Source organism: Frigoribacterium sp. AP1, assembly GCF_056680555.1.
In genome coordinates this window covers 166,246-193,057 of the sequence record NZ_CM155288.1, presented here as the reverse complement: position 1 = coordinate 193,057, position 26,812 = coordinate 166,246, and the positions used below count along the sequence as shown (strand labels likewise).

Below are 26,812 nucleotides of genomic sequence, written 5' to 3'. Positions count from 1 at the left end.
CGATTACAGTAGAGGAGGCGCGTGTCGGCCCCGAAATCATCGAGCGTCACCGCCCCACCCAGCCTGAGGACCCGAACATGAGCGTCTACCTCGACCACGCGGCCACCACGCCGATGCACCCGGCGGCCATCGCCGCCTACGCCGAGGCGCTCGGCACGGTCGGCAACCCCTCGTCCATCCACTCGGCCGGCCAGAACGCCAAGCGCGTCCTCGAAGAGGCCCGCGAACGCGTCGCCGCGACCCTCGGCTGCGACCCGATCGAGGTCGTCTTCACCTCGGGCGGCACCGAGGCGGTCAACCTCGCGATCAAGGGACTCTGGTGGGCGAGGCAGTCGGACCGACCGCGCCCGCGCCTCCTCGTCCCCGCCGGCGAGCACCACGCCACCGTCGACACCGTCGAGTGGCTCGAACGGTACGAGGGCGCCGTCGTCACCTGGCTGCCGCTCGACGAGCAGGGTCGGCTGCGCGTCGACGCCCTCGCCGCGGCCCTCGACGAGCACGACGACGTCGCCCTCGTCAGCTTGCTCTGGGCCAACAACGAGGTCGGCACGATGCAACCCGTCGACGAGGTCGTGGCGCTCGCCGCGGCCCACGGGGTGCCGGTGCATTCGGACGCCGTCGCGGCCTACGGGCAGGTGCCGATCGACTTCGCGACCTCCGGGCTCGCGGCGCTCAGCGTCAGCGCCCACAAGATCGGCGGGCCGATCGGCATCGGCGCGTTGGTCCTGTCACGCTCGGCGACCGTCGTGCCGCTGATCCACGGCGGCGGGCAGCAGCGGCAGGTGCGCTCGGGCACCCAGGACGCCCCGGCCGCCGTCGCCTTCGCCGTCGCGGCCGAGCAGCCGCACGGGGCCTACGAGCCGCTGCGTGACCGACTGATCGCCGGGGTGCTGGCGTCGGTGCCCGGGGCGGTGTTGCGAGGCGACCCCGTCGACCGGCTGCCCGGCAACGCCCACTTCACCTTCGCCGGGTGCGAGGGCGACTCGCTGCTGTTCCTGCTCGACGCCGCCGGCGTCAGCGTCTCGACCGGGTCGGCCTGCCAGGCGGGCATCCCCGAGCCGTCGCACGTGCTGCTCGGCATGGGCCTGCCGGCGGATGCGGCCCGCGGTGCGCTGCGCATGACGATCGGGCACACGAGCACCGACGCCGACGTCGACGCGCTGCTCGCGGCACTGCCGACGGCGGTCGCGCGCGCCACGACGGCCGGCTACGCCGACCGGACCCCGGTGCTCGGCGCCCGCTGAGCCGGCACCCGCGACGGGCACCCCGGCGCCGTCCCCCGAAAGGGTGGGTTGTCGCCCCCGCGCGGGGGTGGTGTACTCGTCGTCAACACACGTGAGCACGTCTCACCGGCCGGGCCCCACCATCCCGCGCCACCGCCGCACCCCGGCACGCCGCCCACTCACCACGGGCGTCCATCGCACCACCCGAGCGCCGCCCTCACCAGGCTGCGCGGATCAGGAGCACCACCATGCCGCAGCACAGCTCTGCCTCCGACGCCCCTCGCGACGACGCCTCCCACGGCGACGTGGCGACGCTCGACCGGGCCACGCCGAGACCAGGTCGTCTCCGCAAGATCGCGGCGCTCGCCGCCGGCGGCGCCCTCGTCGTCGGCGGCCTCGGCTACACGGTCGCCGCCTGGACCGACAGCGAATGGGTCTACGCCGGTGACGGTTCCGGAGGCCCCGGCATCGGCACGGGCACCTTCGAGGTGCAGCAGAGCGTCACGTCGCCCTACACGGCCGGCTTCACCGACTTCGAGGCCAACCCCGGCCAGGCCATGCTCTTCACCCCGGGCTCCCAGACCCTGAGCCCCGGCGAGAGCGTCTACGCCGGCGTCGCCCTCCGGACGACCGCGACGACGACCGTCCCCGCCGACGTCCAGGTCCGAGCCGCCGTCCCCGCGACGGGCGTGACCGTCGCCGACGCCGGGGGCTCGCTCTTCTCCGCGCTGACCGTCCGCGTGGCGACCGTCGTGGTCTCCGGCACCGGAGCCGCCCCGACCTGCACGGCCGCCGCCTTCACGGCTCCCACGACGATCGGCACGGGCCCCCTCGCCTCGACGGGCGCGTCGGCCCCGCAGCGTCTCGCCGCCGGATCCGCCAGCACGCAGTTCTACTGCTTCGAGGTGACCCTGCCGCAGAGCGCCGCGACGGCCGCGTCCACGGCCCTGCAGGGCCGTACGGTCGCCCCGGCGTGGGAGTTCGCCTCGACCAGCGTCGAGTGACGGACCGACCGATGGTCGACACCGTGACCCGGCCCCGAGCGGGACGCCGGGCCCCCGAGGCCGCGCCGCGCCGCGCGGACCGTCGCGACCGCCCGGGCCGTCGCCCGCGCCGTCGTCCGGTCGACGTCGCGAGCACCGTCCTGCTGTCGGTGGTCGGCCTCGTCGGTGCGATCTGTCTGCTCTGGCTCGCCGTCTCGACGGTCCTCGGCCTGTCGCTCGTGGTCGTCCTGACCGGCTCGATGAGTCCCACCGTGCCCGCGGGCGGAGCCGTCGTCACGCGGGCGATCGCCGCGGCCGACGTGCGGACCGGCGACGTGGTGACGGTGCCCCGGCCCGGCTTCGAGGTCCCGGTGACCCACCGCGTGGTCTCGACGACCGCCGTGCCCGGAGACCCGGCCGCGCGATCCCTCGTGCTGCGGGGCGACGCCAACGACACGGACGACCGCGACCCCTACGTCGTGCGCGACGCCCGGATCGTCGTCGCCTCGGCCCCGGGCCTCGGCTTCGTCCTGACGACGATGTCGACCCCGCCGGCCCGAGGGCTCGCGGTGGCCGTCGTCGGAGCCGCCGTCGTGTCGGCCTTCTGGCCGACGCGACGCGGCGCCGACCGTCGAAGGTGAGGACGACCGTGGACCCGGCGACCGGTGCCCACCGAGCCCCCGTGACCCACGGTCCCGCGACCCGTGGGCACCGCGCCGTGCCCACGCTGCTGGCCGTCGTCGGGACGGCCGCGTTCGTGCTCGGCGGTGCCCTCACCGTCCAGGCCGGCACCGCCCGCGCCCTCGAGCCCGTGCCCGAGACCGGCCTCGACGGCCACCTCGTGCTGGCCGACGAACTGGTCGGCACCGAGGACATCGCCCCCGCGGCCCCGGGTCGCTGGCAGATCGCGACCGACGTCACGACCGGCGACCGGGTGGCGCTCGGTCTCGAGCTCGTCAGCTCGGGCTCGCTCGTCGACGACGAGGCCGGACTGACGTTGGGGGTCGAGACCTGCGACGTCGCGTGGCAGCAGGTCGAGACGACGCCGCTGTGCGCGACCGGGGCGCGGACCGTGACCGCCCCGACCCGCGCCTCCTCGTTCGTCGACGGCAGTCCCTCGTGGCCGGTGCGCTCGGCCGGGAGCACGGGGAGGGTCTTCGTGCTCGTCAGCCTCGGCCTCGCCGGGGGGCGCGCGGCAGACGACACCTCTTCCATGGGGCGGAGCGCCCGAGTGGGCGTCGGCATCACGGCGACGGCCCTGGACCCCGTCGCGACGCTCCCGGCCGAGCCCGCTCCCGAGCCCGAACCCACCGTCACGGCCACGCCCGGTGACCCGGCGGAGCCCGGGCCCGACGCGACGGACGCGGCGACACCCGGCCCCGCCATCGACGGCTCCGACGACGGACGCTCCGACGACGGACGCCCCGTCGACGTGACCCTCAGCGGCGTGGGGGCCCCGCGTTCCCTGGCCTTCACCGGCGGTCTCTCGCTCGGACCGGCGATCGCGGGTGCCGGCGCCCTGCTCGTCGGCCTCTCGCTGCACCTCCGCGGACGACGCCGGGCGGTGACCTCGTGACCGGCGCGCACGTCCGACGTCGACGCCCGACGGGTGCCGCCCGCCTCGTCGCGGCGCTCACCGCGCGCCGGGCCGTCGTCGCGGTCGCGGCCGTCGTCGCCGTCGTGGGAGCCGTCGTCGTGCCCCCGCCGCCGGTGACGACCGCCGCCTGGACCGACTCCGAGCGCACGTACGGGCTCGTCGGCACCACGAAGTTCACCTGCGGCACCGACACCGGGTACGCCGCCGCCGCGTCCAGCCGGTTCGTGCGCGGCAGCCTGGCCGGCACCGACCTCGACACCGTCGTAGCCGTGCGCGGCGCGGACCTGTCCCGCACCCGCTCCGGCGTCGTCACCGCGGTGCCGACGTCGCCCGCCCCGACGACGGACGCCGGAGGCACGACGACGTTCCGCAATCCCCTCTCGGCGAGCGCGGGGTCGGGTCTCGTCGGCCTCGACCTGACCGGGCTCGGCACGAACCTGCCGGCGGGGTCGGCCGGGGCCCTGAACCAGTTCACACGGGTCGCCCCGACGGGCACGGCGGCCGCCGCCACGGGGTTGGTGAGCGACCAGGGCGCTCTCGGCGTGACGTCGACGACGCCCGCGTCGGCACTGCCCGGCCCGGCCCGCGTCGGCCTCACCTCGGTCCTCCCCGCGACGACGGCGCTCGACCGGGCCGACCTGACCGTGGGTGCGGTGGCGTCGACCGCGACGATCGACGGGTGCCGGGCCCTCGAGAGCCGCATCTGGGGCGACGGCAGCGTGACCGGGGTCGTCCGCGACTACGGCATCGCCGGTCTCGGCCTCGAACTGCGCAGCCCGGCGGTGGCGGGGTTGTCCGGCCAGGTGTCGAGCACGGTCACGAGCCTGAACACGGCCGCCGCCGGATTGCAGGGCACCAACGGCACGATCTCGAGGACCATCCGGGACGGAGTGCTCGCCACGGTCAACGGTGTCACGAACCTGCTCAGCCTCGGCGGGGTGAGCGGTTCGGTCACCCTCAGCGGGCTGAACCTCCAGTCGGCCGTCGACCCGGTGCTGGCGGGGTCGGTCACGAGCACGGACGGCACGGTCACCATCACCCCGTCGACCGGCGTGGTGTCGGTCGACCTGGCCAAGGTGGTCGGCCCGCCCGGCGGGGTGAACGGGCTCGCCCCCAACACCGAGCTCGTGCTGAGCGCGGCGGCGATGGCCTCGATCACGGCCACGGTCGGATCGCTGCTCGACGGCCTCACCCAACGGGTCGTGGCGGCGCTGCAGGCGGCGGTGTCGGCGGCGCAGCTGTCGGTGGCGTTGACGGTGACGTTGCGGGCGACGGTGGCCACCGTGCCCGTCGACGTGCTCGCCGTCGACGTCACGATGGGCGGATCACTCGGCCAGCTGCTCGCGTCTCCGTCGACCGCCACCGCGAAGGTCGAGACGCGGGTGCTGAGCGGGGCGCTCTCCACCCTGCTCGGCGGTCTGCTCAACCCGTTGCTGGCGGCGCTCGTGGGGTCGGCCGGGGCGCTGCTCGCGTCGGTGGCCACGCTCGTCCGCTCCACCCTCGTCACCCCGATCACGACCCTGGGCACCACGCTCTCGACCACGCTCGCCCCGGTCGTCACCGCGGTGGGCACCCTGACCACCCGTCTGCCGTCCGTGCTGTCGCTGCGCGTCAACCTGCGCCCCGACCAGGCCGGCTACCCCGGGGGCGTCGTGACCACCGCGCCGGCCGACAAGTGGTCGACGAGCCCGTACCAGGTGGGGGCGTTGCGGGTGGCCCTGTCGGTCGGCGCGACGACGGTCACCTCGCTCGACTTCGCGACCTCCCGCGTCGGACCCGTCAGCACCGTGCCCCGGTAGCCGTCGCCACGGCGTCGGCCACGGCGTCGGACCCGAGGAGGCGCGGGTCGGGCCCCGCAAGCGCCCTCGCGTCAGACTGGGGCCATGCAGCTCTACTCGGCCTCGCCCCTCGTCCGTACCCGCCAGGTGACCGGAGACGTGGTGGCGATCGGCCTCGTCGTCCTCTTCGTCGTGCTCGGGGTGAGCATCGCGTCCTTCATCGGCACGTTCGCCGACCTCGGCAGGCAGCTCGAGGAGGCGGGGGCCGGCTTCCAGGGCACCATGGAGGACGCGTCGCGCGCCCTGGAAGGGTTGCCCTTGGTCGGCGGTGCCGCCAGCGCACCGTTCGACGGGGCCAGCGGCGCCGGACAGTCCCTGGCCGATGCCGGACGGCAGCAGCAGGACGGTGTCGCCCGGGCGGCGCTGGTCGCCGGACTCGTCGTGGCCGGGGTGCCGAGCCTCGTGGTGCTGTGGGTCTGGCTGCGCGGGCGGATCGCGTTCGTGCGCCGCGCCTCCTCGGTCCGTTCGCTGCTCGCCCTGCCGGGCGGCGAGGACCTGCTCGCGCTGCGGGCGCTGACCGGCCGCGACGCGAAGGCGGCTCTCGCCGTGTCGCCGGACCCCGTCGCCGCCTGGCGTGCGGGGGAGCCCGCGGTCGTCCGACGCCTCGCCGACGTGGCCCTGCGTGAAGCGGGCGTCGCCCGGCGCTGACCGTCGCCGGCCGGTGCCCCACCCGGGGCGACGGGCCGAGGGAACCTTTCCGGCCGATCGGACATGTAGAGGAAGCAGCAACGGATCAGAGGGGACGTCGACATGACGACGAGAAGCGAGCGCGACCGGTGACGGCGACGGGGGACGACGAGGTCTGGGCCCGGGCGGTCGGCGGGGACGCGGCCGCGTTCGGGGCCGTCTTCGACCGTCACCAGGCCCGGGTGCACGGCCACGCCCTGCGGCTGTGCCGTCACCGGCACGACGCCGAGGACGTCACGGCCGTGGTCTTCCTCGAGGCATGGCGCCGTCGGGACGCGGTCCGCGTCGTCGACGGTTCGGTACTCGCGTGGTTGCTGGTGACCACGGGGCACGTCGCCCAGAACCTCGCGAGGTCGACCCGTCGTCACCGCCTCGCCCTGGCTTCCCTGCCGCCGCACCCCGTCGTGGACGACCCCGCCGACGACGTCGCCGAGCGACTCGACGTCGTCGCTCGAGACCGGCGGCTGCGCCTCGCCCTCGACGGCCTCGGCAAGGCCGATCGTGACGTCCTCGGGCTCTGCGTGCTCGAGGAGTTCCCGATGGCGACCGCGGCCGAGGCCCTGGGGGTGCCGGTGGGCACGGTCAAGTCCCGGCTGTCGCGGGCCAAGGCGCGACTCGCGCGAGCGATGTCGTCCTCCGAGCCGACCTCCGACCGACCCGTCACCCTGAACGGAGAGACCCGATGAGCGACGCACCGAACGTCCGTCCCGACGGCCAGCACGGCGGGCCGGATCGGCCCGGCCTCGATCGTGATCGTGCCGCAGCGATCCGCGGCCTCCTGACCGAGACCGTCGAGCGAGAACTCGAACGTGCCCGCTCTGCCCGTCGCCGCCGGGTCGTCCTGTTGTCGGTGGCCGGGGTGGCCGCCGTGGCGCTCGCCGTCGGGGGCGTCGCGCTCGCCGGGGGTGGGCCCCTGCCGTCGGGAAGCGGTGAAGCGGCCCCCACCTCGCTCCCGTCCGATCGACCTGAGGACGAGCCCGGCACGTCGCCGGGTGTCGTCGCACCGGCCGGAACGCCGTCGGCGACACCGGTCCCACCACCGGCACCGACACCGGTGGTGGACGATCCGACGGCCCCGTCGACCTGGATCGTGTCCACCGATCGGATCGGGCCGTTGGTCCTCGGCGGGCCGCTCGAGGAGCAGGCCGCCCGGCTGACGACCTTCCACCGGCACCCGGACGACGGTTACGGTTGCCCGGCGTCGTTCTTCTCGGACGGCCGGGGACTGACCCTCACCCTCTCGCGCGCGTCGTCGCCGGACGCGACCGAGATCGCCACGGTCTCCGCCGACCTGACCTTCGACGACCCGGCCGCCCTGGCGAGCGCCACCCCCCGGACCGCGTCCGGCATCGGCCTCGGCGACGACGAGGCGCGACTCCTCGCCGCCTACCCGGATGCCGAGCTCACGCTCGACCACGACGCCAACTACGGGACGCAGTACGCCGTCGCCGGTGACGACGGGCAGTACCTCGTCTTCGTGGTGGGGACGTCCGGCCGGATCACCGACATGAGCGTGGGCACGACGCGCATCGCCCCGCCCGAGTACTGCGGATGAGACGAGACCTCACCCTGTCGTCAGGAGGCGCGGGGCGGGTGGCGCGAGGCGGCCGGCGCGAGGCGGTCGGCGCGAGGCACGGGCAGGCCCGGCCCACCCGGGCCGGGTAAGCTCGGGGACCATGATCGCACTGGATTTCTCTGAGCAGATTGCCGCCCTCCGGGCCACGTTCGAAGACATCCGTGCGGTGATCGGGCAAGACCGTCTCGTCGCCGAGATCGCCGAGCTCAGCGAGCAGGCGTCGGCCCCCGACCTGTGGGACGACACCGACAACGCCCAGAAGGTCACCAGCGCCCTCAGCCACCGACAGTCCGAGCTCGAGAAGCTCGAGACGACCGAGGCACGACTCGACGACCTCGTGGTGCTCGTCGAGATGGCGAACGACGGTGACGACCAAGAGAGCGCCGACGAGGCGCAGGCCGAGCTCAAGGCGCTGCAGAAGATGATGGACGTCCTCGAGGTGCAGACGCTGCTCGACGGCGAGTACGACCCGCGGCCCGCCGTCATCACGATCCGCGCCGGGGCCGGCGGTGTCGACGCCGCCGACTTCGCCGAGATGCTGCTGCGCATGTACCTGCGCTACGCCGAGAAGCACGGCATGTCCGCCACCGTGATGGACACCAGCTACGCCGAAGAGGCCGGCATCAAGAGCGCCACCTTCGAGATCGACGCCCCGTACGCGTTCGGCACGCTCAGTGTCGAGGCCGGCACGCACCGGCTCGTGCGCATGAGCCCGTTCGGCGCCGCCGGCAAGCGTCAGACCAGCTTCGCCGCGGTCGAGGTCATCCCGCTGATGGAAGAGACCGAGTCGATCGACATCCCCGAGAACGACATCCGCGTCGACGTGTTCCGGTCGTCGGGCCCCGGCGGTCAGAGCGTCAACACGACCGACTCGGCCGTCCGCCTGACGCACATCCCCACCGGCACCGTCGTCTCGATGCAGAACGAGAAGAGCCAGATCCAGAACCGGGCCGCCGCCATGCGCGTGCTGCAGTCGCGCCTCCTGCTGCTGCAGAAAGAGGCCGAGAACGCCAAGAAGAAGGAGCTGGCCGGCAACATCACCGCCAGCTGGGGCGACCAGATCCGCAGCTACGTGCTGGCGCCCTACCAGATGGTCAAGGACCTCCGCAGCGAGCACGAGGTCAACAACCCGTCGAACGTGTTCGACGGCGATCTCGACGGCTTCATCTCGGCGGGCATCCGCTGGCGCAAGCGCGACGACCAGGACTGATCCGGCACCGCCCGTCCGGCGGCTCCCAGCACATCCATAGCCGCCTCGCCGCAGCGAGTCGCTGCGCTGATCGTCGCGGACCGCGCTTAGGGTGATCCCCGTCATGATTCGGTTTGATGAAGTCACCAAGGTCTACGTCGGCAACCCCCGACCCGCGCTGAACGCCGTCACCCTCGAGATCCTCAAGGGCGAGTTCGTGTTCCTCGTCGGGGCGAGCGGCTCCGGCAAGTCGAGCTTCCTGCGGCTCGTGCTGAAGGAAGAGAAGCCGTCACAAGGGCAGATCCACGTCCTCGGCCAGCGTCTCGGCACCCTCTCGAGCCGCAAGGTGCCGTACTTCCGGCGCAACCTCGGCGTCGTGTTCCAGGACTTCCGGCTGCTGCCCCAGAAGAACGTCTTCGACAACGTCGCCTTCAGCCTGCAGGTCATCGGCAAGAGCAAGGGCTTCATCCAGGAGGCCGTCCCCGACGTCCTCAAGATGGTCGGCCTGGTCGGCAAGCAGCACCGTCTGCCGCACGAGCTCTCCGGCGGCGAGCAGCAGCGCGTCGCGATCGCCCGGGCGATCGTCAACAAGCCGGCGATCCTGCTGGCCGACGAGCCCACCGGAAACCTCGACCCCTCGACGAGCGCCGGCATCATGACCCTGCTCGAGCGCATCAACGCCGGCGGCACGACGGTCATCATGGCCACGCACGACGCCGGCATCGTCGACCAGATGCAGCGCCGGGTGATCGAACTCAGCGCGGGCAACATCCTCCGCGACGAGCGCCACGGCGGCTACCAGACGCAGGCGGTGCCCATCCAGGCCATCGGGGTCGAGGACCTCAGCACGAGAGGAGCCGACGCATGAGACTCGGACTCGTCATGAGCGAGGTCGGCAGCGGCCTCCGTCGCAACGCCTCGATGGTCGTCTCGGTCGTGCTCGTCACGTTCATCTCGCTGACGTTCGTCGGCACCGCGGCCCTCCTGCAGATGCAGATCACGCAGATGAAGGGCTACTGGTACGACAAGGCCCAGGTCGCCGTCTACCTCTGCACCGACACCGACACGACCGGCAACTGCACCGGGGCGATGGCGACGAAGGACCAGATCGACGGCGTCCGCGCCCAGCTCGACAGCGACGTGCTGACGCCCTACGTCGACAAGTTCTACTTCGAGGACCAGACCCAGGCCTACGACCGCTTCAAGCAGCAGTTCGCCGACAGCCCCGCGACCGAGTTCGTGCAGCCCGCCTACCTCAACGAGACCTTCTGGGTGAACCTGAAGGACCCCACGCAGTCCGACGTCCTCACCGAGAGCCTGTCCAGCCTGGCCGGCGTCCAGAGCGTCGTCGACCAGCGGGGGTACCTCGACCCGATCTTCGCGGTGCTGAACGCGGCGAGCTACACGGCCATCGGCATCGCCTCGCTCATGCTCATCGCGGCCGTGCTGCTGATCGCCACCACCATCCGGTTGAGCGCGTTCAGTCGGCGACGAGAACTCGGCATCATGCGCCTGGTCGGTGCGTCCAACCGGTTCATCCAGACACCGTTCATTCTCGAGGGGGTGATCGCGGCCCTCGTGGGATCGTTGCTCGCGGGCGGGGCGATCATCGCGATCGTGAACTTCTTCGTCAAGGGATACCTGGCGGTGACGTTCCAGGGCACGCCGTTCATCGGCCTGCGCGACGCCGCCCTCGTCGTGCCGATCGTCATCGTCGTCGGCATCCTGCTCGCGGCGCTCAGCGCGAACGTCGCCATCAGGCGCTACCTCAAGGTCTGAGAACCAGCCACGTGGAGGAGGCGCGGTGCCCGTCAGACGGGCACCGCGCCTCCTTCGCTGTATACTGAACGGCTGCCTGTCGGCAGCACCCCCACCCGAACGACCAGGAGGCCAGCGTGGCGAAAGAACGCGGTGAGAAGGTCGTGGCCACGAACCGCCGCGCGCGCCACGACTACACGATCGACACCACCTACGAGGCGGGCATCGTCCTGAGCGGCACCGAGGTCAAGTCGCTGCGGCAGGGTCGGGCGTCGCTGGTCGACGGGTACGCGTTCGTCGACGCCGGCGAGGCGTGGCTCGACGCGGTGCACATCCCCGAGTACACCGAGGGCACCTGGAACAACCACGCGCCCCGCCGCAAGCGCAAGCTGCTGCTGCACCGCCACGAGATCGACAAGATCGGGCAGAAGACCAAAGAGGGCGGCTTCACGGTCGTGCCGCTGAAGATCTACTTCAGCGATGGTCGGGCCAAGGTCGAGATCGCCCTCGCCAAGGGCAAGCGCGAGTACGACAAGCGGCAGACCCTGCGCGAGCGCACGGCGACTCGCGAGGCGCAGTCGGCCATGGCGGCTCGCAAGCACCTGGGGGAGTGAGCCGGTATCCACGGTGCTCGCCGGGTCCACATCGGGGCCGGGCAGCGGTGGCGCGAACGCCCCCGACGACGTAGACTGATGGGCCGCACGGAAACGTGCGTTGGTAATTCAAGAGCGTGTGACGACGGCCCCCTCATGGGGATGATCGGTTTCGACATCGCCTGTGTGCGAACGAGAAGCGGGCCGAGGATCCAGGGTTATCTCGTAAACGATCTCTGGAAAACAATAAGTGCCAATAACAAGCGCACTGACTTCGCTCTCGCTGCGTAAGCAGTAGAGCCACATGGAGTCCGTCAGTCTGGTGACCGCCTTCTAACCAGATCCTGACGTCATTTAGATGGCTTGCTGTGTGACTACGCCTGGGGGTCACACGGGACTCGAACTCGGGCTGGGCTCGTCGACCTAGAAGCCAGTAACAAAGGTCGGAGCCGAGCAGAACGCCTCATCTGGCTACGCCCGTAGAATGCGTGCAATCTCAGCGATGGACGGGGGTTCAATTCCCCCCATCTCCACCACCGGTCGTCGTCACACCCTCTCGAACACGAACGCCCCCGCCTGAACAGGTGGGGGCGTTCGTGCGTCCGCGGCGGGCGCTGCCTGCTCGGCCCACTCGGCCCGCTCGGCCCACTCGGCCCGCGCTGTGTCGCACCGCCGAATGAGCATCGCACCGCCGAAGTCGACGGTGCGACGCTCATTCGGCGGTGCGACACCACCGACGAAGTGGCGGGGAGGCCGACATCGGACGCGGAACGGCCCCCGTCACTGCCGAAGCAGTGCCGGGGGCCGTCCTCGTGGTGCGGGTGATTACTCGGCGGGCGTCTCGGCGACGGCGAGCTTCGCGCGGCGACGAGCCGCGATCAGCAGCAGCGCACCGGCGAGCAGCGCGGCCGCGCCGATGCCGGCGGCCGTCTCGGTACCTTCCGAGCCCGTGTAGGCGAGACCCGTGGGCGTCGTCGGGGCGGCGGCGGTCACGACGGCGGCGACGACGGTGAAGTCGACCGGCTCACCGAGGGCGACGGCCGTGGCCTCGCCCGCGGCGTTCAGCGCGAACGAGAACGGCGCGATCGTGTAGGCGCCGGGGCGGACGCCCGTGACCGTCGAGGTCCAGTTGCCGGCGGCGTCGACCACGATGGTGCTCTCGGCCTGGGCCTCCTCGAACGGGCCCGACGAGGCGGGCTGGCCACCCTGCGCGTAGAGCACGAAGGCGACGCGGGCGCCGGGGGTGCCGGTGCCGGTGACGGTCAGCGTCGAGCCGACGACGGCCTGGCCGGCGGCGGGCGAGGTGACGACCGGTGCGGCGAAGGGGGCGACGGCTGCGGCCTCGAGGGTGAAGTCGACCGGGGTCGAGTCGTCCGAGACGACGGGGAGGCCGTTCTCGTCGACGACGGGCTGGCCGGCGGCGTCGAGCAGGACCTGGACCGCGACGGCCGTGTAGTCGGCGGGCTGGAGGGCCAGGGTGACGGTCCAATCGCCGTTCTCGTCGACGATGATGCGCGCGGCCGGGTCGTCGGCGAGGGTGCTGACCGTGTCCGTCGGCGTGACGAGGAGGCCGATGTCGGCGCCGGGGGTGCCGGTGCCCTCGAAGGTGACCTCGGTGCCGGTGACGGTCGAGCCCTGGGTGGGCGCGGTGATGACCGGGGCGTCGAGCGTGGTCGGCGTGGTCGGGGGCGTCACGACGGCGGGGAGGACCACCGGCAGGACGACCTGGCCGCGGCCGCTGCCGCCGAGGACCTGGTCGACCGTGATGGTCTGCTCCGGGGTGGCATCGGCCGGGAAGGTGACCGACCCGGTCCAGGTGCGGTCCGCGCCGACGCTGATCTGGCCGATGACGGCGTCGCCGACGGACGGGGACAGGTTGACCGTGGCGGTCGGGATGCCGGTGCCGGTCACCTCGACCGTGCGGGACGCGCTCGTGGCTCCGGGCTCGGGGCTCGTCACGTCGAGGTTGGGCAGGAAGAAGTCGACGGCCGCGGTCTCGTCCGCTTCATCGGGGAACGACTCGACGACGAACACGGACTGCGCGGGAGTCGCGTCGTCGGCGTAGGGCGTCAGCGCCGCGGTGTAGGCGCCGGACGTGGCGTCGGTGACGGCCGTGCCGAGGGAGGTGGTCTCCGTCGCGTCGGTGAAGACCTCGATGGCTGCTCCGGGGGTGGCGCTGCCGGTGACGGTGACGGTGCGGCTGTCCGTGGTGGTGCCGGTGGCCGGGCTCGAGACGAGCAGGTCGCCCTGGGCGGCCTGTGCGGCGGTGGTCGAGAGGAGGGCCCCTCCGAGGGCGAGCGTGACGACGGCCGGGACGGCCACCGCACGGCGCCAAGAGAACTTGGTGATCACGTGGTGAGTGCTTTCTTGATCGGTGGTGCAAGCGTCATCGCTTGTCCGCCCACGGCCCAGTGCCGGGTGAGACACGCAGCACGGATCGGGTTCCCCGTGCTCGTCGAACCTATCCGGAAGCTGAGAGAACCCCACCGATCTGTCCGGAATGCGAAGGATGATTGTCGAGTCACCCTCGAATCACCCGGATGGGGGTGGGGTCAGGCCGGTGCCGGCCCCGACGACCCTCGCCGCACCAGGGACGCGGGCGGCGCCTCCACCGACGCCACATCTTCGCCCGCCAGCACGGCGAGCAGCATGCCGGCGGCCACCTCGCCGATGCGCTGCACGTCGTGGCTGACCGCCGACAGTGACGGTGTCGACAACTGGCACTGTGACGAGTCGTCCCAGGCCACGAGCGTCAGCTGCGTCGGCACCCCGACCCCGAGGCGCTGCGCCGCCGCGAGGCCGCCGAGCGCCATCTGGTCGTTGTCGAAGACGACGGCCGTCGGTGGCGTCGGCCGCGAGAGCAGACGCGAGAGGGCGGCCGCGCCGGCGTCCCAGGAGTAGTCGCCCTCGATCGTCTCGACGACGGACGAGGAGGCGCGACTCGCGGCGACCAGCGCCTCCTGCCTCACCTGCGTGTGCAGCAGCGCCGTCGGGCCCGACACGTGCGCCAGCCGACGGTGCCCGTCCGCAACGAGCGCAGCGACCGTGTCGCGCATGGCGACGCCGTCTCCGGTCCAGACGGCGGGCAGGTCGCCCGAGAGCGCGGGGTCGCCGAGGACCACCGCGGGCAGACCGAGTTCGCGCAGCAGAGCGGGGCGGGGGTCGCCGTCGGTGAGGTCGACGAGCACCACCGCGCCGAAGTCGCCCGAGGTCGCCCACCGCCGGTAGGCCGCCAGTTCGGCGTCGCGGTCGGCGAGGGCCTGCAGCAACAGGGTGTGGCCCCGGGGGCGCAGCACCCGTTCGATGCCGGCGATCAGTTCGTGGTAGAACGGCTCCGCCCCCAAGATCTCGCCGGGGCGGACGAGGGCGAGACCGACGCGACGGCGGTCGCCCGGCCCGGCAGGGGCCACCCGGGTGTCGACGATCGAGTCGGTCATGCGCCCGAACCTACAGCCCCCGACAGGTCGGAGCGACGCCCGTGGTGACCCGCGACCCTGCCCCGCCCCTTCCGCAGACCCGAGCTCAGGCCCCGACCCTGCCCGCCACCCAGGCGCAGGCGCAGCCGCAGACGAGCCGCGAGCTCGTCGTCGACCTCGTGCGGTCGTCGGGCCCGATCAGCCGCGTCGAGCTCGCCCAGGCCAGCGGGTTGACGCAGGCGTCGATCTCGACGATCGTCCGGCGGCTGCTCGACGAGGGGCTCGTCCGCGAGACCGGTCGGGCGGCGTCGACCGGCGGCAAGCCCCGCACGATGGTCGAGATCAACCCGCGGGCCGTCTACGGCATGGGCGTGCAGATCGGCGCGGACTCGCTCACCTACGTCGTCACCGACATGCGCGGTGGAGTCGTCGGCCGCCTGCAGGTCGACGCCGGGCAGGCCGCGTCCGACGACGTCACGGCGGCCGCGGTCCGCATCGTGGACGGCTTCCACGACGTCGTCGGCAGCCTCGGCCTCGCGAGCGGCGCGGTCGCCGGGCTCGCCGTCGTCGGACCGCGGGCGACCCTCGCGCATGGTGTCCGCACGGGCCCGCGCTCCACCGAGAGCGCTCTCCACGCCGGGCTGCACGCCGCGCTCGCCCTGCGCCTCGGTCTGCCCGTGATCGTCGACAACGACGCGGCGGCGGCGGCGCTCGGCGAGTTCTGGAGCCGCCAGGTGCCGCGCTCCGAGACCTTCGCCTGCGTGTACCTCGGCACGGGCGTGGGTTCGGGCATCGTGCTCGACGGGGCCCTGCACCGCGGCGCGAGTTCGGGCGCCGGCGAGCTCGGCCACGTCTCGATCGACCTCGACGGTGAGCCCTGTTACTGCGGCAACCGCGGCTGCCTCGAGCTCGCCGCGTCGCCGGGGGCCGTCGTCGCCCGGGCGCACCGTGACGCCGCCACGTTCGAGGACCTCGGCCTCACCTGGGCTTCGGGCGGCGTCGCGCGGGACTTCGACCTGCTCGCCCGCGCGGCGATCGCCGGTCACGTCGCGGCCGACGCCCTGGTCACCCGGGCGGCCGGCCAACTCGCCGCGGGCGTCGTCACGCTCGCCAACCTGCTCGACCTCGACCGCGTCGTCCTGAGCGGCCCCGGGGTCGCGGTCGCCGGTTCGATCTACGCTCGCGCGGCCGTCGAGGCCCTGGCCCGCAGGGCGTTCTCGCGAGGCGTGCACACGACCCGGGTCGAGGTCTCGACAGACCCGCGCGACGCGGCCGCGATCGGTGCGGCCGCCCTCGTCGTGCAACGCGCCATCTCGCGCTGACCCCACAGCGGTGCCCGGACCCGGCCCGCGCCTCCTCGGCACCGCGAGCCGTGCACTGCACGGCGTCCGGTCGGCGGCCCGGGCGGGTCCGCACTCCGTCGCACCGGGTTTCGTGCAGCGCGCCGCGTCTCCTCGGGGTGCCGTGCACGAAACGCGGTGCAGTGTGGTGCCAGCCGCTGCGCCGCGGTGCGTGAGGAGGCGCGGGTCACGATTCCGACACGTCCTCACGACTTTCTTGACTCGCTTACGTAAGTCGTCTAAGAAAGACCCCGGGACCAGGCGACGGCGCCTGGCACGACGAAGGGTCGACGATGCCTCTTTCCATGACCAACCGCCGACGGGCCGGCTTCGGTGCGATCGCACTCGCGACCGCCGCGGGCCTCGCGCTCACCGGCTGCACCGCCTCGAGCGGCGGCGACGAAGGCGGCATCACCGCCAACACGGGACCATCGGGTGACCTGACGGCCAACTTCAACCCGTTCTCGGCCACGGCCGACAGCACGTCGCAGGGCCTGCTCTACGAGCAGCTCTTCTACTACAACGTGCTCACCGGCTCCGATCCCAAGCCGATGCTGGGCGAGGAGTACGAGTGGAACGCGGACGGCACCGAGCTGACGGTCGACCTGCGCACCGGCGTGCAGTGGAGCGACGGCGAGGACTTCACGGCCGACGACGTCGCGTACACGTTCCAGACGATGCTCGACAAGCCCGAGCTGAACCGCGTCGGCTTCGAGGGCACCGTCGAGGCGACCGACGACGACACCGTCGTGTTCTCGTTCGACTCGACGTCGTTCGTCAAGGGCCCCGACATCCTCGGCCAGGCCGCCATCGTGCCCGAGCACGTCTTCTCGAAACTGTCGGACATCGCGACCGACCCGGTCGAGAAGCCGATCGGCACCGGCCCGTACATGCTCGACACCTTCACCCCGCAGAGCTACGTCTACAAGGCGAACCCGAACTACTGGCAGTCGGGCAAGCCCGAGGTCAAGAGCATCCGCTACATCGCCCTGGCGAACAACACCTCGGCGACCGACGCGATCGTCGGCGGCGACCTCGACTGGTCGAGCATCTTCATCCCCGAGGCCGACAAGGTGCTCGGCAGCAACCCCGACGTCAGCTACGTCGCGACCCCGCTGCAGCAGATCACGCTGATGACCTGCTCGAACGCCGACCTCGGCTGCACCGGCCCGCAGACCGACCCGGCCGTGCGCCAGGCGATCTACAAGGCGATGAACCGCGACCAGCTCAACGACCTCGCCTTCTCGGGCACGAACAAGCAGATCTCGCCGACCTTCATGACCCTCGGGCGTGACGACGACTACATCAGCCCCGACGTCGAGAAGGAGACGCCGATGACGGCCGACACCGAGGGCGCGGACGCGCTGCTGCAGGCGGCCGGCTACGCCAAGGGCTCCGACGGCATCTACGCCAAGGACGGGCAGAAGCTGCAGCTCGAGATCCAGGTCGTCACGGGCTACTCGGACTACATCGCGGCGATCGACGCCATGGCCGAGCAGCTGCGCGCGGTCGGCATCGAGATCACGCAGAGCGCCAAGTCGTACAACGAGTGGGTCGCCGCCCGCAACAACGGCCAGTTCCAGCTGACGATGGACTCGCTCGGCCAAGGTCCCTCGACCGACCCCTACTACATCTACAACGGCAATTTCGACTCGACGACGACCTCGCCGGTGGGCGAGCAGGCGATCAACAACTTCGCCCGGTACTCGAACCCGACCGTCGACGCCGCGATCGTCGCGGCCGAGCAGACCGACGACGTCGCGGCGAAGACCGAGCAGTACTTCACGATCCAGAAGGAGATCGTGAAGGACATGCCGTACATCCCCGTGCTGCTGCAGTCGACGCTGACCGAGTTCAACAGTGCGAAGGTCACCGGTTGGCCGACCGGCGACGACGACACCGAGAACTTCCCGGCGACGTGGAAGACCTGGGACAACGCCCAGACCGTCCTGAACCTGAAGCTCAAGTGATCGTGGTCGGAACCCGGAAGGTCAGGAGGCGCGGGTGAGGTACGTCGCGCAGAAGGTCGGCTTCTACGCGGTCGCGTTGTTCGCGGCCCTGACGCTGAACTTCTTCATCCCGCGGTTGCTGCCCGGTGACCCGGTGGACATCCTGCTGGCCAAGATGCAGCAGAAGGGCCCGGTCAGCGAGGCGACCGTGACCAGCCTGCGCCTCCTGCTGGGTTCCGACTCGGACGAACCGCTGTTCTCGCAGTACGTGCAGTACCTCGGCAACCTGGCCCGGGGGGACCTCGGCATCTCGGTGTCGTACTTCCCGGCCGGGGTGTCGAGCATCATCGGCCAGGCCATCCCGTGGACGATCGCCCTGATCGGCATCGCGACGATCTTGTCGTTCGTCTTCGGGGTGGGACTCGGCACCCTCGCCGGGTGGAAGCGCGGCTCGGTGCTCGACAACTTCATCCCGGTGACGACGATGTTCCAGGCGGTGCCGTACTTCTGGCTCGCGCTGATCTTGCTGTACGTGTTCGGCAGCATCCTGCGGGTGTTCCCGCTGTCGGGCGGCTACAACGTGTACGAGGCGACGCCGGGCCTCAACTGGACGTTCGTCCAGAGCGCGGTGCTCTACGGCACGCTGCCGGCGCTGACGATCATCATCTCGTCGGTCGGCGGCTGGCTGCTCGGCATGCGCAACATGATGGTCTCGACCCTCAGCGAGGACTACATCGTCACCGCCGAGGCCAAAGGCCTGTCGCCGATGCGCATCCGCCAGTCGTACGCGGCCCGCAACGCCGTGCTGCCGCAGTTCGCGGGTTTCGCGATCTCGCTCGGGTTCGTCGTCTCGGGGTCGATCGTCACCGAGCAGGTGTTCTCGTACCCGGGCATCGGCAACGCGCTGTTCACGGCGACGCAGAACAACGACTACGCGCTGATGCAGGGCATCTTCCTGGTCATCACCCTCGCCGTGCTGGGGACGAACTTCATCGTCGACCTCATGTACGGCTTCATCGACCCGCGCACGCGCGCCAAGCGTTAGGACGACGAGCATGTCCACGATCGACCTCGGCCAGCTCGCCGACCCGAACTCGCCCACCGGCGACAGCGGCGCGGGCACCGGCCGGAAGGGCCTGAAGCGGGTCTTCCCGCACGTGACGCCGAAGCTCTGGGTGGGGGCGGGCATGATCGCCGCCATCGCCCTGTTCGGCCTGGTCTTCCCGTTCGTCGTGCAGAACCCGCAGGCGATCAGCGACGTCGGCCTCAGCGGGCCGAGCGGCGACCACCTGCTCGGCACCACGCAGACCGGGCAGGACGTCTTCGCCCAGCTCGCCTACGCCACCCGCGGGTCGCTGCTGATCGGGGTGCTGGTCGGCGTCGTCGCGATGGCGCTCGCCATCGTCTTCGGCGTCATCGGCACCTACGTCGGCGGGTTCGTCGACGAGGCGTTCTCGCTGTTCTCGAACGTCGTGCTGGTGATCCCCGGCCTGCCGCTCGCGATCATCGTGTCGAGCTACGTGCCGCAGAAGGGCCTCGTGGTGATCGCCTTCGTGATCGTCATCACGAGCTGGGCGGCCAGCGCCCGCGTGCTGCGCGCCATCACCCTGAGCCTGCGGTCGCGGGACTACGTCGCGGCGTCGCGGGTGTCGGGCGAGAAGACCTGGCGCATCGTCGCCGTCGAGATCCTGCCCAACGTGCTGCCGGTGCTCGCGAGCCAGTTCCTGTTCGCGGTGATCTTCGCGATCCTCGCCGAGGCGGGCCTGTCGTTCCTCGGGCTTGGCGTCTCGGGGCAGTTCACCTGGGGCTCGATGCTGTACTTCGCCCAGAACGGCCTCGCGCTGCGACTCGGCGCCTGGTGGTGGTTCGTGCCGCCGGGGCTGATGATCGCCCTGCTCGGCTGCGCGCTGTCGCTGATGAACTTCGCCATCGACGAGATCATCAACCCGAAGTTGCGCGACCAGACCCGGGCCGGCGTCAGTCGGGCCGACCGCAAGCGACTGGCGCGGGCCGAGGCCGCCGCCGGCACCACCGAGGGGGCCACCGCATGAGCACCGTCCTGACCGTCGAGGACTTCAGCGTCGACTACGCCGTCGAGCACCCCGTGCACGCAGTCAAGAACGTCAGCTTCGAGCTGGCGCGTGGCGAGATCCTCGGCCTGGCCGGGGAGTCGGGCTGCGGCAAGACGACGCTCGCCTACGGCATCAACCGGCTGCTCAAGTCGCCGGCCGTCATCACCGGCGGGCGGGTGGTCTTCCACGACGCCGAGGGGGCCGACATCCTGCTGCCCGAGCTCGACGACAAGGCGCTGCGGGCGTTCCGCTGGGACAAGCTGTCGATGGTGTTCCAGGGGGCGATGAACGCGCTCAACCCGGTCACGACGATCCAGGCACAGCTCGAGGACGTCTTCAAGACGCACCGGCCGTACTGGAAGAAGGCCGACCGCGTCGAGCGGGCGGGCAAGCTGCTCGAGACCGTCGGGGTCGACCGCAGCCGCCTCAAGTCGTATCCGCACGAGCTGTCGGGCGGCATGCGCCAGCGCGTCATGATCGCGATGGCGCTCGCCCTCGGGCCGCAGATGATGATCATGGACGAACCGACGACCGCCCTCGACGTCGTCGTGCAGCGCGAGATCCTGCGCGAGATCAAGCGGTTGCGCGACGAGCTCGGCTTCGCGGTGATCTTCATCACGCACGACCTGCCGCTGCTGCTCGAGATCAGCGACCGGATCGCGGTGATGCGCGCGGGCGAGATGGTCGAGATCGGCGAGTCCACCGAGCTCTACACGAACCCCCAGCACGACTACACGAAGAAGCTGCTCGGGTCGTTCCCGAGCCTGACCGGCGACCGCGGGGCGTTCATCCGCAGCGGGGTCGACGAGACGGCCGGGGACGACGCGACCCGCGCCTCCTCGGGGCACGAACAGGCGACGTCCGTCGCCACGAGCACAGGAGGCGCGGCGTGAGCACGCTCGAGTTCCGCAACGTCGTCAAGGACTACCGGGTGCGCGGGGGCCGGGGTGAGAAAGGTCGCCTCCGTGCGGTGAACGACGTCAGCTTCACGCTCGAGGCCGGCAAGACGGTCGCCCTGGTCGGTGAGAGCGGCAGCGGCAAGTCGACCATCGCCAAGATGCTGCTGCAGCTCGAACGGCCGACGAGCGGGTCGATCGTGCTCGACGGCGCCGTCGCGCCCCGGCGCGGTGACGCGCTGCGGCGGTACCGCAGCGACGTGCAGATGGTGTTCCAGGACCCGTTCGCGTCGCTCAACCCGTTCCACTCGATCGGGCACCACCTGGCGCGGCCCCTGCTGTTGCACGGGAAGGCGACCCGCTCCACGGTCGACCAGAAGGTGCGGGAGCTGCTCGGGCGGGTGCAGCTCGGCCCGGCCGCCGACGTGGCCGCTCGTCGACCGCACGAGCTGTCGGGCGGGCAGCGGCAGCGCGTGGCGATCGCCCGGGCCCTGGCGCCCGAGCCGCGCATCCTGATCGCGGACGAGCCCGTGTCGATGCTCGACGTGTCGATCCGGCTCGGGGTGCTCAACCTGCTGGCCGAGCTGCAGCGGCAGGAGGACCTGGGCGTGCTCTACATCACGCACGACCTGGCGACGGCCCGCCACTTCTCGGACGAGATCCTCGTGCTCTACAAGGGGCAGGTGGTCGAGCGCGGGGCACCCGACGACGTCATCCTGAACCCGCAGCACCCGTACACGCAGCAGCTCGCCGAGGCCGCGCCCGACCCCGAGAAGCGCATCGCTGAGAGGCGCGCCGCCCGCGCCTGACCGGCACCGCGCCTCCTGCACCCGCACCTCCGCGCCAGCCTTCCGTCTCCCCACCCACCCCGACGGCGAAGAACCACGTTCCGTGCCATGAACCACGAACGTTCGTGGTTCATGGCACGGAACGGGGTTCATGGTGGGGCAGGCCCGCTCTGCCCTCCGTACCACCGCCACCACCACTCACTCGATCGCTGGGAGCGACATGAGCACCACCGAGACCACCACCACCACCACCACCACGACCAGCGCCACCGCCACGACCCGCGCGACGCAGCGCACCGCCCGCACCCTGCACACCGGCTGGAGCCTGCGCAGCACCGCCGGCCCCGTGCCGCCCGAGATCGCGGCCGTCGACGTGCCCGCGACCGTCCCCGGCACGGTGCACACCGACCTGTTGGCGGCGGGCCTGATCGTCGACCCGTACCTCGACGCGAACGAGCACCTGCTCGCGTGGATCGGGCAGGCCGACTGGTCGTACACGTCGACCTTCGACTGGCAGCCCGACGAGCACGACCGCCACGAGCTGGTCTTCGCGGGCCTCGACACGGTCGCCACCGTGCTGCTGAACGGCGAGGTGGTGGCCGAGACGCGCAACCAGCACCGCACCTACCGGGTCGGGGTCGACGGCCTCCTGCGCGAGGGGTCGAACGACCTCGAGGTGCGCTTCGGCTCGCCGGTGGCCTACGCCGACGCGCAGAGCCTGGCGCTCGGCTACCGGCCGCACGTGAACCACCACCCGTACAACGCGATCCGCAAGATGGCGTGCAGCTTCGGTTGGGACTGGGGCCTCGACACGGCGACCTCGGGCATCTGGAAGCCCGTGACGCTCGAGTCGTGGTCGTCGGTGCGGCTGGCGGCCGTGCGTCCGGTCGTGACGGTCGACGGGGCGCGGGGCGTCGTCGACGTGCACGTCGACCTCGAACGCGACGGGGCGTCGGCCGCGGTCGGGCCGGTGACGGTCCGGGCCACCGTCGGCGACGTCACGCAGGAGGCGCGGGTCGAGCCGGGCGCGGACTCCACGGTCGTGCAGGTGGTCGTCGACGACCCCGAGCTGTGGTGGCCGAGGGGTCACGGCGGGCAGCCGCTCTACGACGTGCGGGTCTCGGTGACCGGGGGAGCGGGCGGGGACGCGAGCCGCGCCTCCTCGGGGGGTGACGGCGACGGGGTCGACGCGACCCGCGCCTCCTCGGGTGTCGACGCGCCGGGCGCCGACGCGCCGGCCGGCGACGACTCGGCCGGCCCGGTGCTCGACGAGTGGTCGTCGCGGATCGGGTTCCGCACGGTCGAGGTGCAGGTCGACCCCGACGAGGTCGGCACGAGCTTCAGGGTCGTGGTGAACGGTGAACCGTTGTGGATCAAGGGGGCGAACTGGATTCCCGACGACGCGTTCCCGCACCGCATCGGGCGTGGCCGCTACCGGCAGCGCATCGAGCAGGCCGAGTTCGGCAACGTGAACCTGCTGAGGGTGTGGGGCGGTGGCATCTTCGAGTCCGACGACTTCTACGAGCTGTGCGACGAGCGGGGCATGCTCACCTGGCAGGACTTCCTGTTCGCCTGTGCCGCCTACGCGGAGGAGGACCCGCTGCGCGGCGAGGTCGAGGCCGAGGTGCGCGACAACGTGACGCGGCTGATGACGCACCCGAGCCTCGTGCTCTGGACGGGCAACAACGAGAACATCTGGGGTCACGACGAGTGGGGCTGGGAGCGTCGGCTCGACGGGGCGACCTGGGGGCTGGGCTACTACCTCGACCTGCTGCCGGCGTTGGTGGGCGAGCTCGACCCGGGGCGTCCCTACGCCGCGGGCAGCCCCTGGTCGGGCAGCCTGGACGTGGCGCAGAGTGACCCCGACCACGGGTCGGTGCACCTGTGGGAGCAGTGGAACCGCACGGACTACCCGACCTACCGTGATGTGGTGCCGCGGTTCGTGGCCGAGTTCGGCTGGCAGGGGCCGCCGACCTGGTCGGCGATGACGCGGGCGATCCACGACGAGCCGCTGACCCCCGAGTCGCCCGGCATGATCGTGCACCAGAAGGCGATGCAGGGCAACGACAAGCTGACCGACGGGCTGCTGGCGCACTACCGGCTGCCCGACGAGATCGAGGCGTGGCACTGGGCGATGCAGCTGAACCAGGCGAACGCGGTGCAGGTGGCGCTCGAGCACTTCCGGTCGCACGCTCCGCGGTGCATGGGGGCCGTGGTGTGGCAGATCAACGACTGCTGGCCGGTGACGTCGTGGGCCGCGGTCGACGGCGACGGACAGCGCAAGCCGCTGCTCTACGCGATGCGGCACGCCTTCGCCGACCGGCTCGTCACGATCCAGCCGCGCGACGGTGGTCTCGCGGCCGTGGTGGTCAACGACACCGAGGAGGCGCTGGCCGGCCTGCTCACGCTGCGGCGCGTCGAGTACGACGGTCGCGTCCTCGCCTCGGAGCAGGTGTCGCTCACGGTGGCGGCTCGCGACACGGTGACCGTGCCGGTGCCCTCGTCGGTGGCGGAGTTCGGCGCGCCCGAGTCGGAGCTGCTCGTGGCCTCGGTGGCCGGGGTGACGCGCGGGCTGTGGTTCCCGGTCGAGCCGCGGGACTCGGCGCTCGCCGCAGCTGCGTTGACGACGTCGGTGACGGCGCTGGCCGAAGTGTCGGGGTCGGGTGCGGGCTACCGGGTCGAGGTGACGGCGGGTTCGCTCGTGCGCGACCTGGCCCTGCTCGTCGACAAGGTCGACCCCGCGGCGACGGTGGACGAGATGCTCGTGACCCTGATGCCCGGCGAGACGGCCGTGTTCACGGTGGCGTCCGACGCGGCCGGCGTGGGGGAGGAGCTCGTCTCGGGGAGGGTGCTGCGCACGGCGAACGAGCTGGTCGGGTGAGGCGGTGCGACCTGGTCGGCGTCAGGCCGGCCAGGTCGCCCAGACCGCGACGCCGTTGAAGACGACATGGGCGACGATCGCGCCGCCGAGGCGTCCGGTCACGCTCGCGAGGGTGCCGACGATCAGGCCGAAGACGAAGGTGCTGACGACGATGATCGTGGCCGTCGTCGGCGCGACGTTCAGTCCGACCGCGACGTGCAGCACGGCGAAGAGCGCCGCCGACACGATGACGGCGCTCGTCGTCGCGAGGACCTGCAGGAGGCGCGTGTCACCCGTCAGTGCCCGGTCCAGTGAGCGCAGGAGAAGTCCGCGGAAGAAGACCTCCTCGACGAGGGGAGCGACGAGCACCGGGGCCAGGATCAGGACGACCGTCGTCGCCAGGTCGGGTCCGCCGTCGAGGGTGGGCTGAGGTGCGAGCCCCGTGTCGCCGGTCGACACGAGGTTGAGGCCCGCGTCGAGCCCGCGGGCGCCCATGCCCGTGGCGAGGCCCCAGACGAGGTCCGTCCACCGGAACGAGAGACCGAGCGTGCGGCGCGCGCCGCCTCGGCCGAGCCCGGTGCAGGCGACGACGACGGCGATGACGAGCGGCACCCAGACGACGACGTAACTCGCCGCGGTGCCGAGCGCCGGCGGGATGCCGGGGGACCGAGCGATGAGGTCGCCGACGATGCGCGCACCCACCACGACGGCTCCCAGCGCGAGCGCCGCGTAAGCGAGGTCCCAGCGCGCGGATCGGGTTCGAACGTTTCGGCTGTCGATGTGGGGGGCCGCCATGGCCCCAAAACTAGGGCACGGGAAACGCCGAGAGGCGGAGCAACGTGTCGTCCAGGCGGACTCGACACCGCCCGGAGGATCGAAACGTCCGCCGTGGCTCGTCCGAGGTGCCAGGATCGACCCACGACGAGGAGGTCGAGTGCTGGACAGTGCCGGAACGCGGCCCCGGGAGGGCGCCGGATCGACGGCGGGTCCAGGCCGAGCTGTCTGGATAGATCTGCTACGTGGCTGCTCGATCCTCCTGGTGATGGTCTTCCACTCGTACATCTTCGCCGCGAACGACACCGGTGAGAGATCGTCTGTCCTCGATGTCGTGACAGGGACGTTCGAGCCCCTGCGGATGACGACGATGATGTTGCTCTCGGGGCTGTTCGTGCCCCGTTCACTGGAGAAGGGAGCCCGGCCGTATCTCGTCGGGAAGCTGCGAAGGATCGCCTACCCGTACCTCGTCTGGTCGGTGTTCATGCTGGTCTTCCTGTTCGTGGGTTCTCTGACGGTGGGGCTCCGATTCGACCCGGCCTGGGTCGGGCGTGTCTTCTACGACCCCATCGAGCACCTCTGGTTCCTCGGATACCTCTTGGCCTACTTCGTCCTGGCGTATCTGACCAGGTCATTGCCGAGCGTCCTCGTGATCGCCGGCGCGGTCGGCCTGTCCCTCCTGCCGCTCGCCTTCGAATGGCAGCACTTCTGGCAGCTGCTCGCGTTCTTCTTCGTCGGTGTCGCTGTCAGCGGTCGAGTCGGCCCCCGACTCGCCCTGTCGACAGCCCGCGGTCGGGCGTGGTTCCTGCTCCTGACGACCCTCGCGGTCTCCGTGGGGCTCGTCGTCACCGGACTCATGGAGTCCTTCCGCTTCTGGCTCTTTCCCTTGTCTCTCATGGGCATCGTCGGGGCTGCGGGTATCGCGCGGCGCGCTTCCTCGAGCCGAGTGACGGGCGGCATCGCCTTCGTCGGACGACATTCCATCGTCTTCTACCTCGTGCACTGGCCGGTCGCCATCGTCTCGTCCGAGATCGCGGCGCACGTGCTCGCGCTCCCCACGCTCGCCGTGTCGGCGGTGAACCTCGTGGCAGGTTCGGCGGTGTGCACCCTGCTGGCATTCGCGTACGGCCGCTCGGCGATCGTCCGGGGACTGTTCGTCGCGCCACGACGGGGGCACCGGCGTTAGCTCGCGTCAATGGACCTACGAGGCCTGCTCATGTGGGAACATTGCCGAGATGTACCCCGGATCAGGGCGGGTGCAGCATCGAGCAAG

Annotated in this window: 23 protein-coding genes and 1 other RNA gene; 21 read left to right on the top strand and 3 right to left on the bottom strand. The window is 71.5% G+C overall.

All coding sequences use genetic code 11. The features are described 5' to 3' along the window. Positions 1-77: 77 nt before the first annotated feature. From AC1MBW_RS00905 to ssrA, 13 genes are all read left to right on the top strand, one after another. Positions 78-1,244, top strand: a complete 1,167-nt coding sequence (locus AC1MBW_RS00905) for a cysteine desulfurase family protein (protein ID WP_480025154.1) — start codon at positions 78-80, stop codon at positions 1,242-1,244. Positions 1,245-1,471: 227 nt separating this feature from the next. Further along, positions 1,472-2,227 carry a SipW-dependent-type signal peptide-containing protein gene (locus AC1MBW_RS00900; RefSeq protein ID WP_480025153.1) on the top strand — a complete coding sequence of 252 codons (756 nt, stop codon included), beginning with the start codon at positions 1,472-1,474 and terminating at the stop codon, positions 2,225-2,227. Between the two features lie 11 nt (positions 2,228-2,238). Beyond that, entirely contained in the window at positions 2,239-2,847 is a 609-nt protein-coding gene (locus AC1MBW_RS00895; protein WP_480025152.1) for a signal peptidase I, read from the top strand. 41 nt (positions 2,848-2,888) lie between these two features. Further along, complete coding sequence (locus tag AC1MBW_RS00890) at positions 2,889-3,782, top strand: hypothetical protein (RefSeq protein ID WP_480025151.1); 894 nt, start codon at positions 2,889-2,891, stop codon at positions 3,780-3,782. Then, a complete protein-coding gene (locus AC1MBW_RS00885; RefSeq protein WP_480025150.1) occupies positions 3,779-5,602 on the top strand; it encodes a choice-of-anchor G family protein in 1,824 nt (607 codons plus the stop codon). The genes AC1MBW_RS00890 and AC1MBW_RS00885 overlap by 4 nt, the downstream gene beginning before the upstream one ends. An 84-nt stretch (positions 5,603-5,686) precedes the next feature. Continuing rightward, the gene (locus AC1MBW_RS00880; protein WP_396598974.1) at positions 5,687-6,289 is read left to right on the top strand and encodes a hypothetical protein; all 603 of its coding nucleotides are present in this window, start codon (positions 5,687-5,689) and stop codon (positions 6,287-6,289) included. Between the two features lie 128 nt (positions 6,290-6,417). Next, a complete protein-coding gene (locus AC1MBW_RS00875; RefSeq protein WP_480025149.1) occupies positions 6,418-7,014 on the top strand; it encodes an RNA polymerase sigma factor in 597 nt (198 codons plus the stop codon). Beyond that, entirely contained in the window at positions 7,011-7,883 is an 873-nt protein-coding gene (locus AC1MBW_RS00870) for a hypothetical protein (protein WP_480025148.1), read from the top strand. Before AC1MBW_RS00875 ends, AC1MBW_RS00870 begins: the two co-directional genes overlap by 4 nt. 121 nt (positions 7,884-8,004) lie before the next feature. Continuing rightward, positions 8,005-9,114, top strand: coding sequence for a peptide chain release factor 2 (gene prfB / locus AC1MBW_RS00865; RefSeq protein ID WP_043593664.1), 1,110 nt, complete (start codon positions 8,005-8,007; stop codon positions 9,112-9,114). Positions 9,115-9,217: 103 nt separating this feature from the next. Next, on the top strand, positions 9,218-9,961 hold the full coding sequence (gene ftsE, locus AC1MBW_RS00860) for a cell division ATP-binding protein FtsE (protein WP_043593759.1): 744 nt from the start codon (positions 9,218-9,220) through the stop codon (positions 9,959-9,961). Beyond that, on the top strand, positions 9,958-10,872 hold the full coding sequence (gene ftsX / locus AC1MBW_RS00855) for a permease-like cell division protein FtsX (protein ID WP_043593665.1): 915 nt from the start codon (positions 9,958-9,960) through the stop codon (positions 10,870-10,872). Before ftsE ends, ftsX begins: the two co-directional genes overlap by 4 nt. Before the next feature lie 116 nt (positions 10,873-10,988). Beyond that, positions 10,989-11,465: an SsrA-binding protein SmpB gene (gene smpB, locus AC1MBW_RS00850; protein WP_054147018.1), complete on the top strand. Its 477-nt coding sequence runs from the start codon at positions 10,989-10,991 to the stop codon at positions 11,463-11,465. A gap of 137 nt (positions 11,466-11,602) precedes the next feature. After that, positions 11,603-11,980, top strand: a transfer-messenger RNA (tmRNA) gene (gene ssrA / locus AC1MBW_RS00845). A 289-nt stretch (positions 11,981-12,269) separates the two neighbouring features. Here the strand turns inward: ssrA and AC1MBW_RS00840 are convergent. Beyond that, a complete protein-coding gene (locus tag AC1MBW_RS00840; protein WP_480025147.1) occupies positions 12,270-13,796 on the bottom strand; it encodes a hypothetical protein in 1,527 nt (508 codons plus the stop codon). A 200-nt stretch (positions 13,797-13,996) separates the two neighbouring features. Continuing rightward, entirely contained in the window at positions 13,997-14,881 is an 885-nt protein-coding gene (locus tag AC1MBW_RS00835) for a LacI family DNA-binding transcriptional regulator (protein ID WP_480025146.1), read from the bottom strand. A gap of 44 nt (positions 14,882-14,925) precedes the next feature. On the opposite strand from AC1MBW_RS00835, the gene AC1MBW_RS00830 reads away from it, so the two are divergent. From AC1MBW_RS00830 to AC1MBW_RS00800, 7 genes are all read left to right on the top strand, one after another. After that, a complete protein-coding gene (locus tag AC1MBW_RS00830) occupies positions 14,926-16,182 on the top strand; it encodes an ROK family transcriptional regulator (protein WP_480025145.1) in 1,257 nt (418 codons plus the stop codon). Positions 16,183-16,505: 323 nt separating this feature from the next. Next, positions 16,506-18,170, top strand: coding sequence for an ABC transporter substrate-binding protein (locus tag AC1MBW_RS00825; protein ID WP_152970359.1), 1,665 nt, complete (start codon positions 16,506-16,508; stop codon positions 18,168-18,170). 34 nt (positions 18,171-18,204) lie between these two features. Further along, complete coding sequence (locus tag AC1MBW_RS00820; RefSeq protein WP_480025144.1) at positions 18,205-19,194, top strand: ABC transporter permease; 990 nt, start codon at positions 18,205-18,207, stop codon at positions 19,192-19,194. A gap of 10 nt (positions 19,195-19,204) precedes the next feature. Further along, positions 19,205-20,200 (top strand): ABC transporter permease, encoded by a 996-nt coding sequence (locus tag AC1MBW_RS00815; RefSeq protein ID WP_480025143.1) that lies wholly within the window; start codon positions 19,205-19,207, stop codon positions 20,198-20,200. Further along, complete coding sequence (locus tag AC1MBW_RS00810; protein WP_480025142.1) at positions 20,197-21,114, top strand: ABC transporter ATP-binding protein; 918 nt, start codon at positions 20,197-20,199, stop codon at positions 21,112-21,114. The genes AC1MBW_RS00815 and AC1MBW_RS00810 overlap by 4 nt, the downstream gene beginning before the upstream one ends. Then, positions 21,111-21,926 (top strand): ABC transporter ATP-binding protein, encoded by an 816-nt coding sequence (locus AC1MBW_RS00805; RefSeq protein ID WP_480025141.1) that lies wholly within the window; start codon positions 21,111-21,113, stop codon positions 21,924-21,926. The genes AC1MBW_RS00810 and AC1MBW_RS00805 overlap by 4 nt, the downstream gene beginning before the upstream one ends. Before the next feature lie 199 nt (positions 21,927-22,125). Beyond that, on the top strand, positions 22,126-24,786 hold the full coding sequence (locus AC1MBW_RS00800; RefSeq protein ID WP_480025140.1) for a glycoside hydrolase family 2 protein: 2,661 nt from the start codon (positions 22,126-22,128) through the stop codon (positions 24,784-24,786). 21 nt (positions 24,787-24,807) lie between these two features. Here AC1MBW_RS00800 and AC1MBW_RS00795 read toward each other — a convergent pair whose 3' ends face one another. After that, entirely contained in the window at positions 24,808-25,560 is a 753-nt protein-coding gene (locus AC1MBW_RS00795) for a CPBP family intramembrane glutamic endopeptidase (protein ID WP_480025139.1), read from the bottom strand. Here AC1MBW_RS00795 and AC1MBW_RS00790 point away from each other — a divergent pair. After that, positions 25,544-26,725, top strand: coding sequence for an acyltransferase family protein (locus tag AC1MBW_RS00790; protein ID WP_480025138.1), 1,182 nt, complete (start codon positions 25,544-25,546; stop codon positions 26,723-26,725). The genes AC1MBW_RS00795 and AC1MBW_RS00790 overlap by 17 nt on opposite strands. Positions 26,726-26,812: the final 87 nt, after the last annotated feature.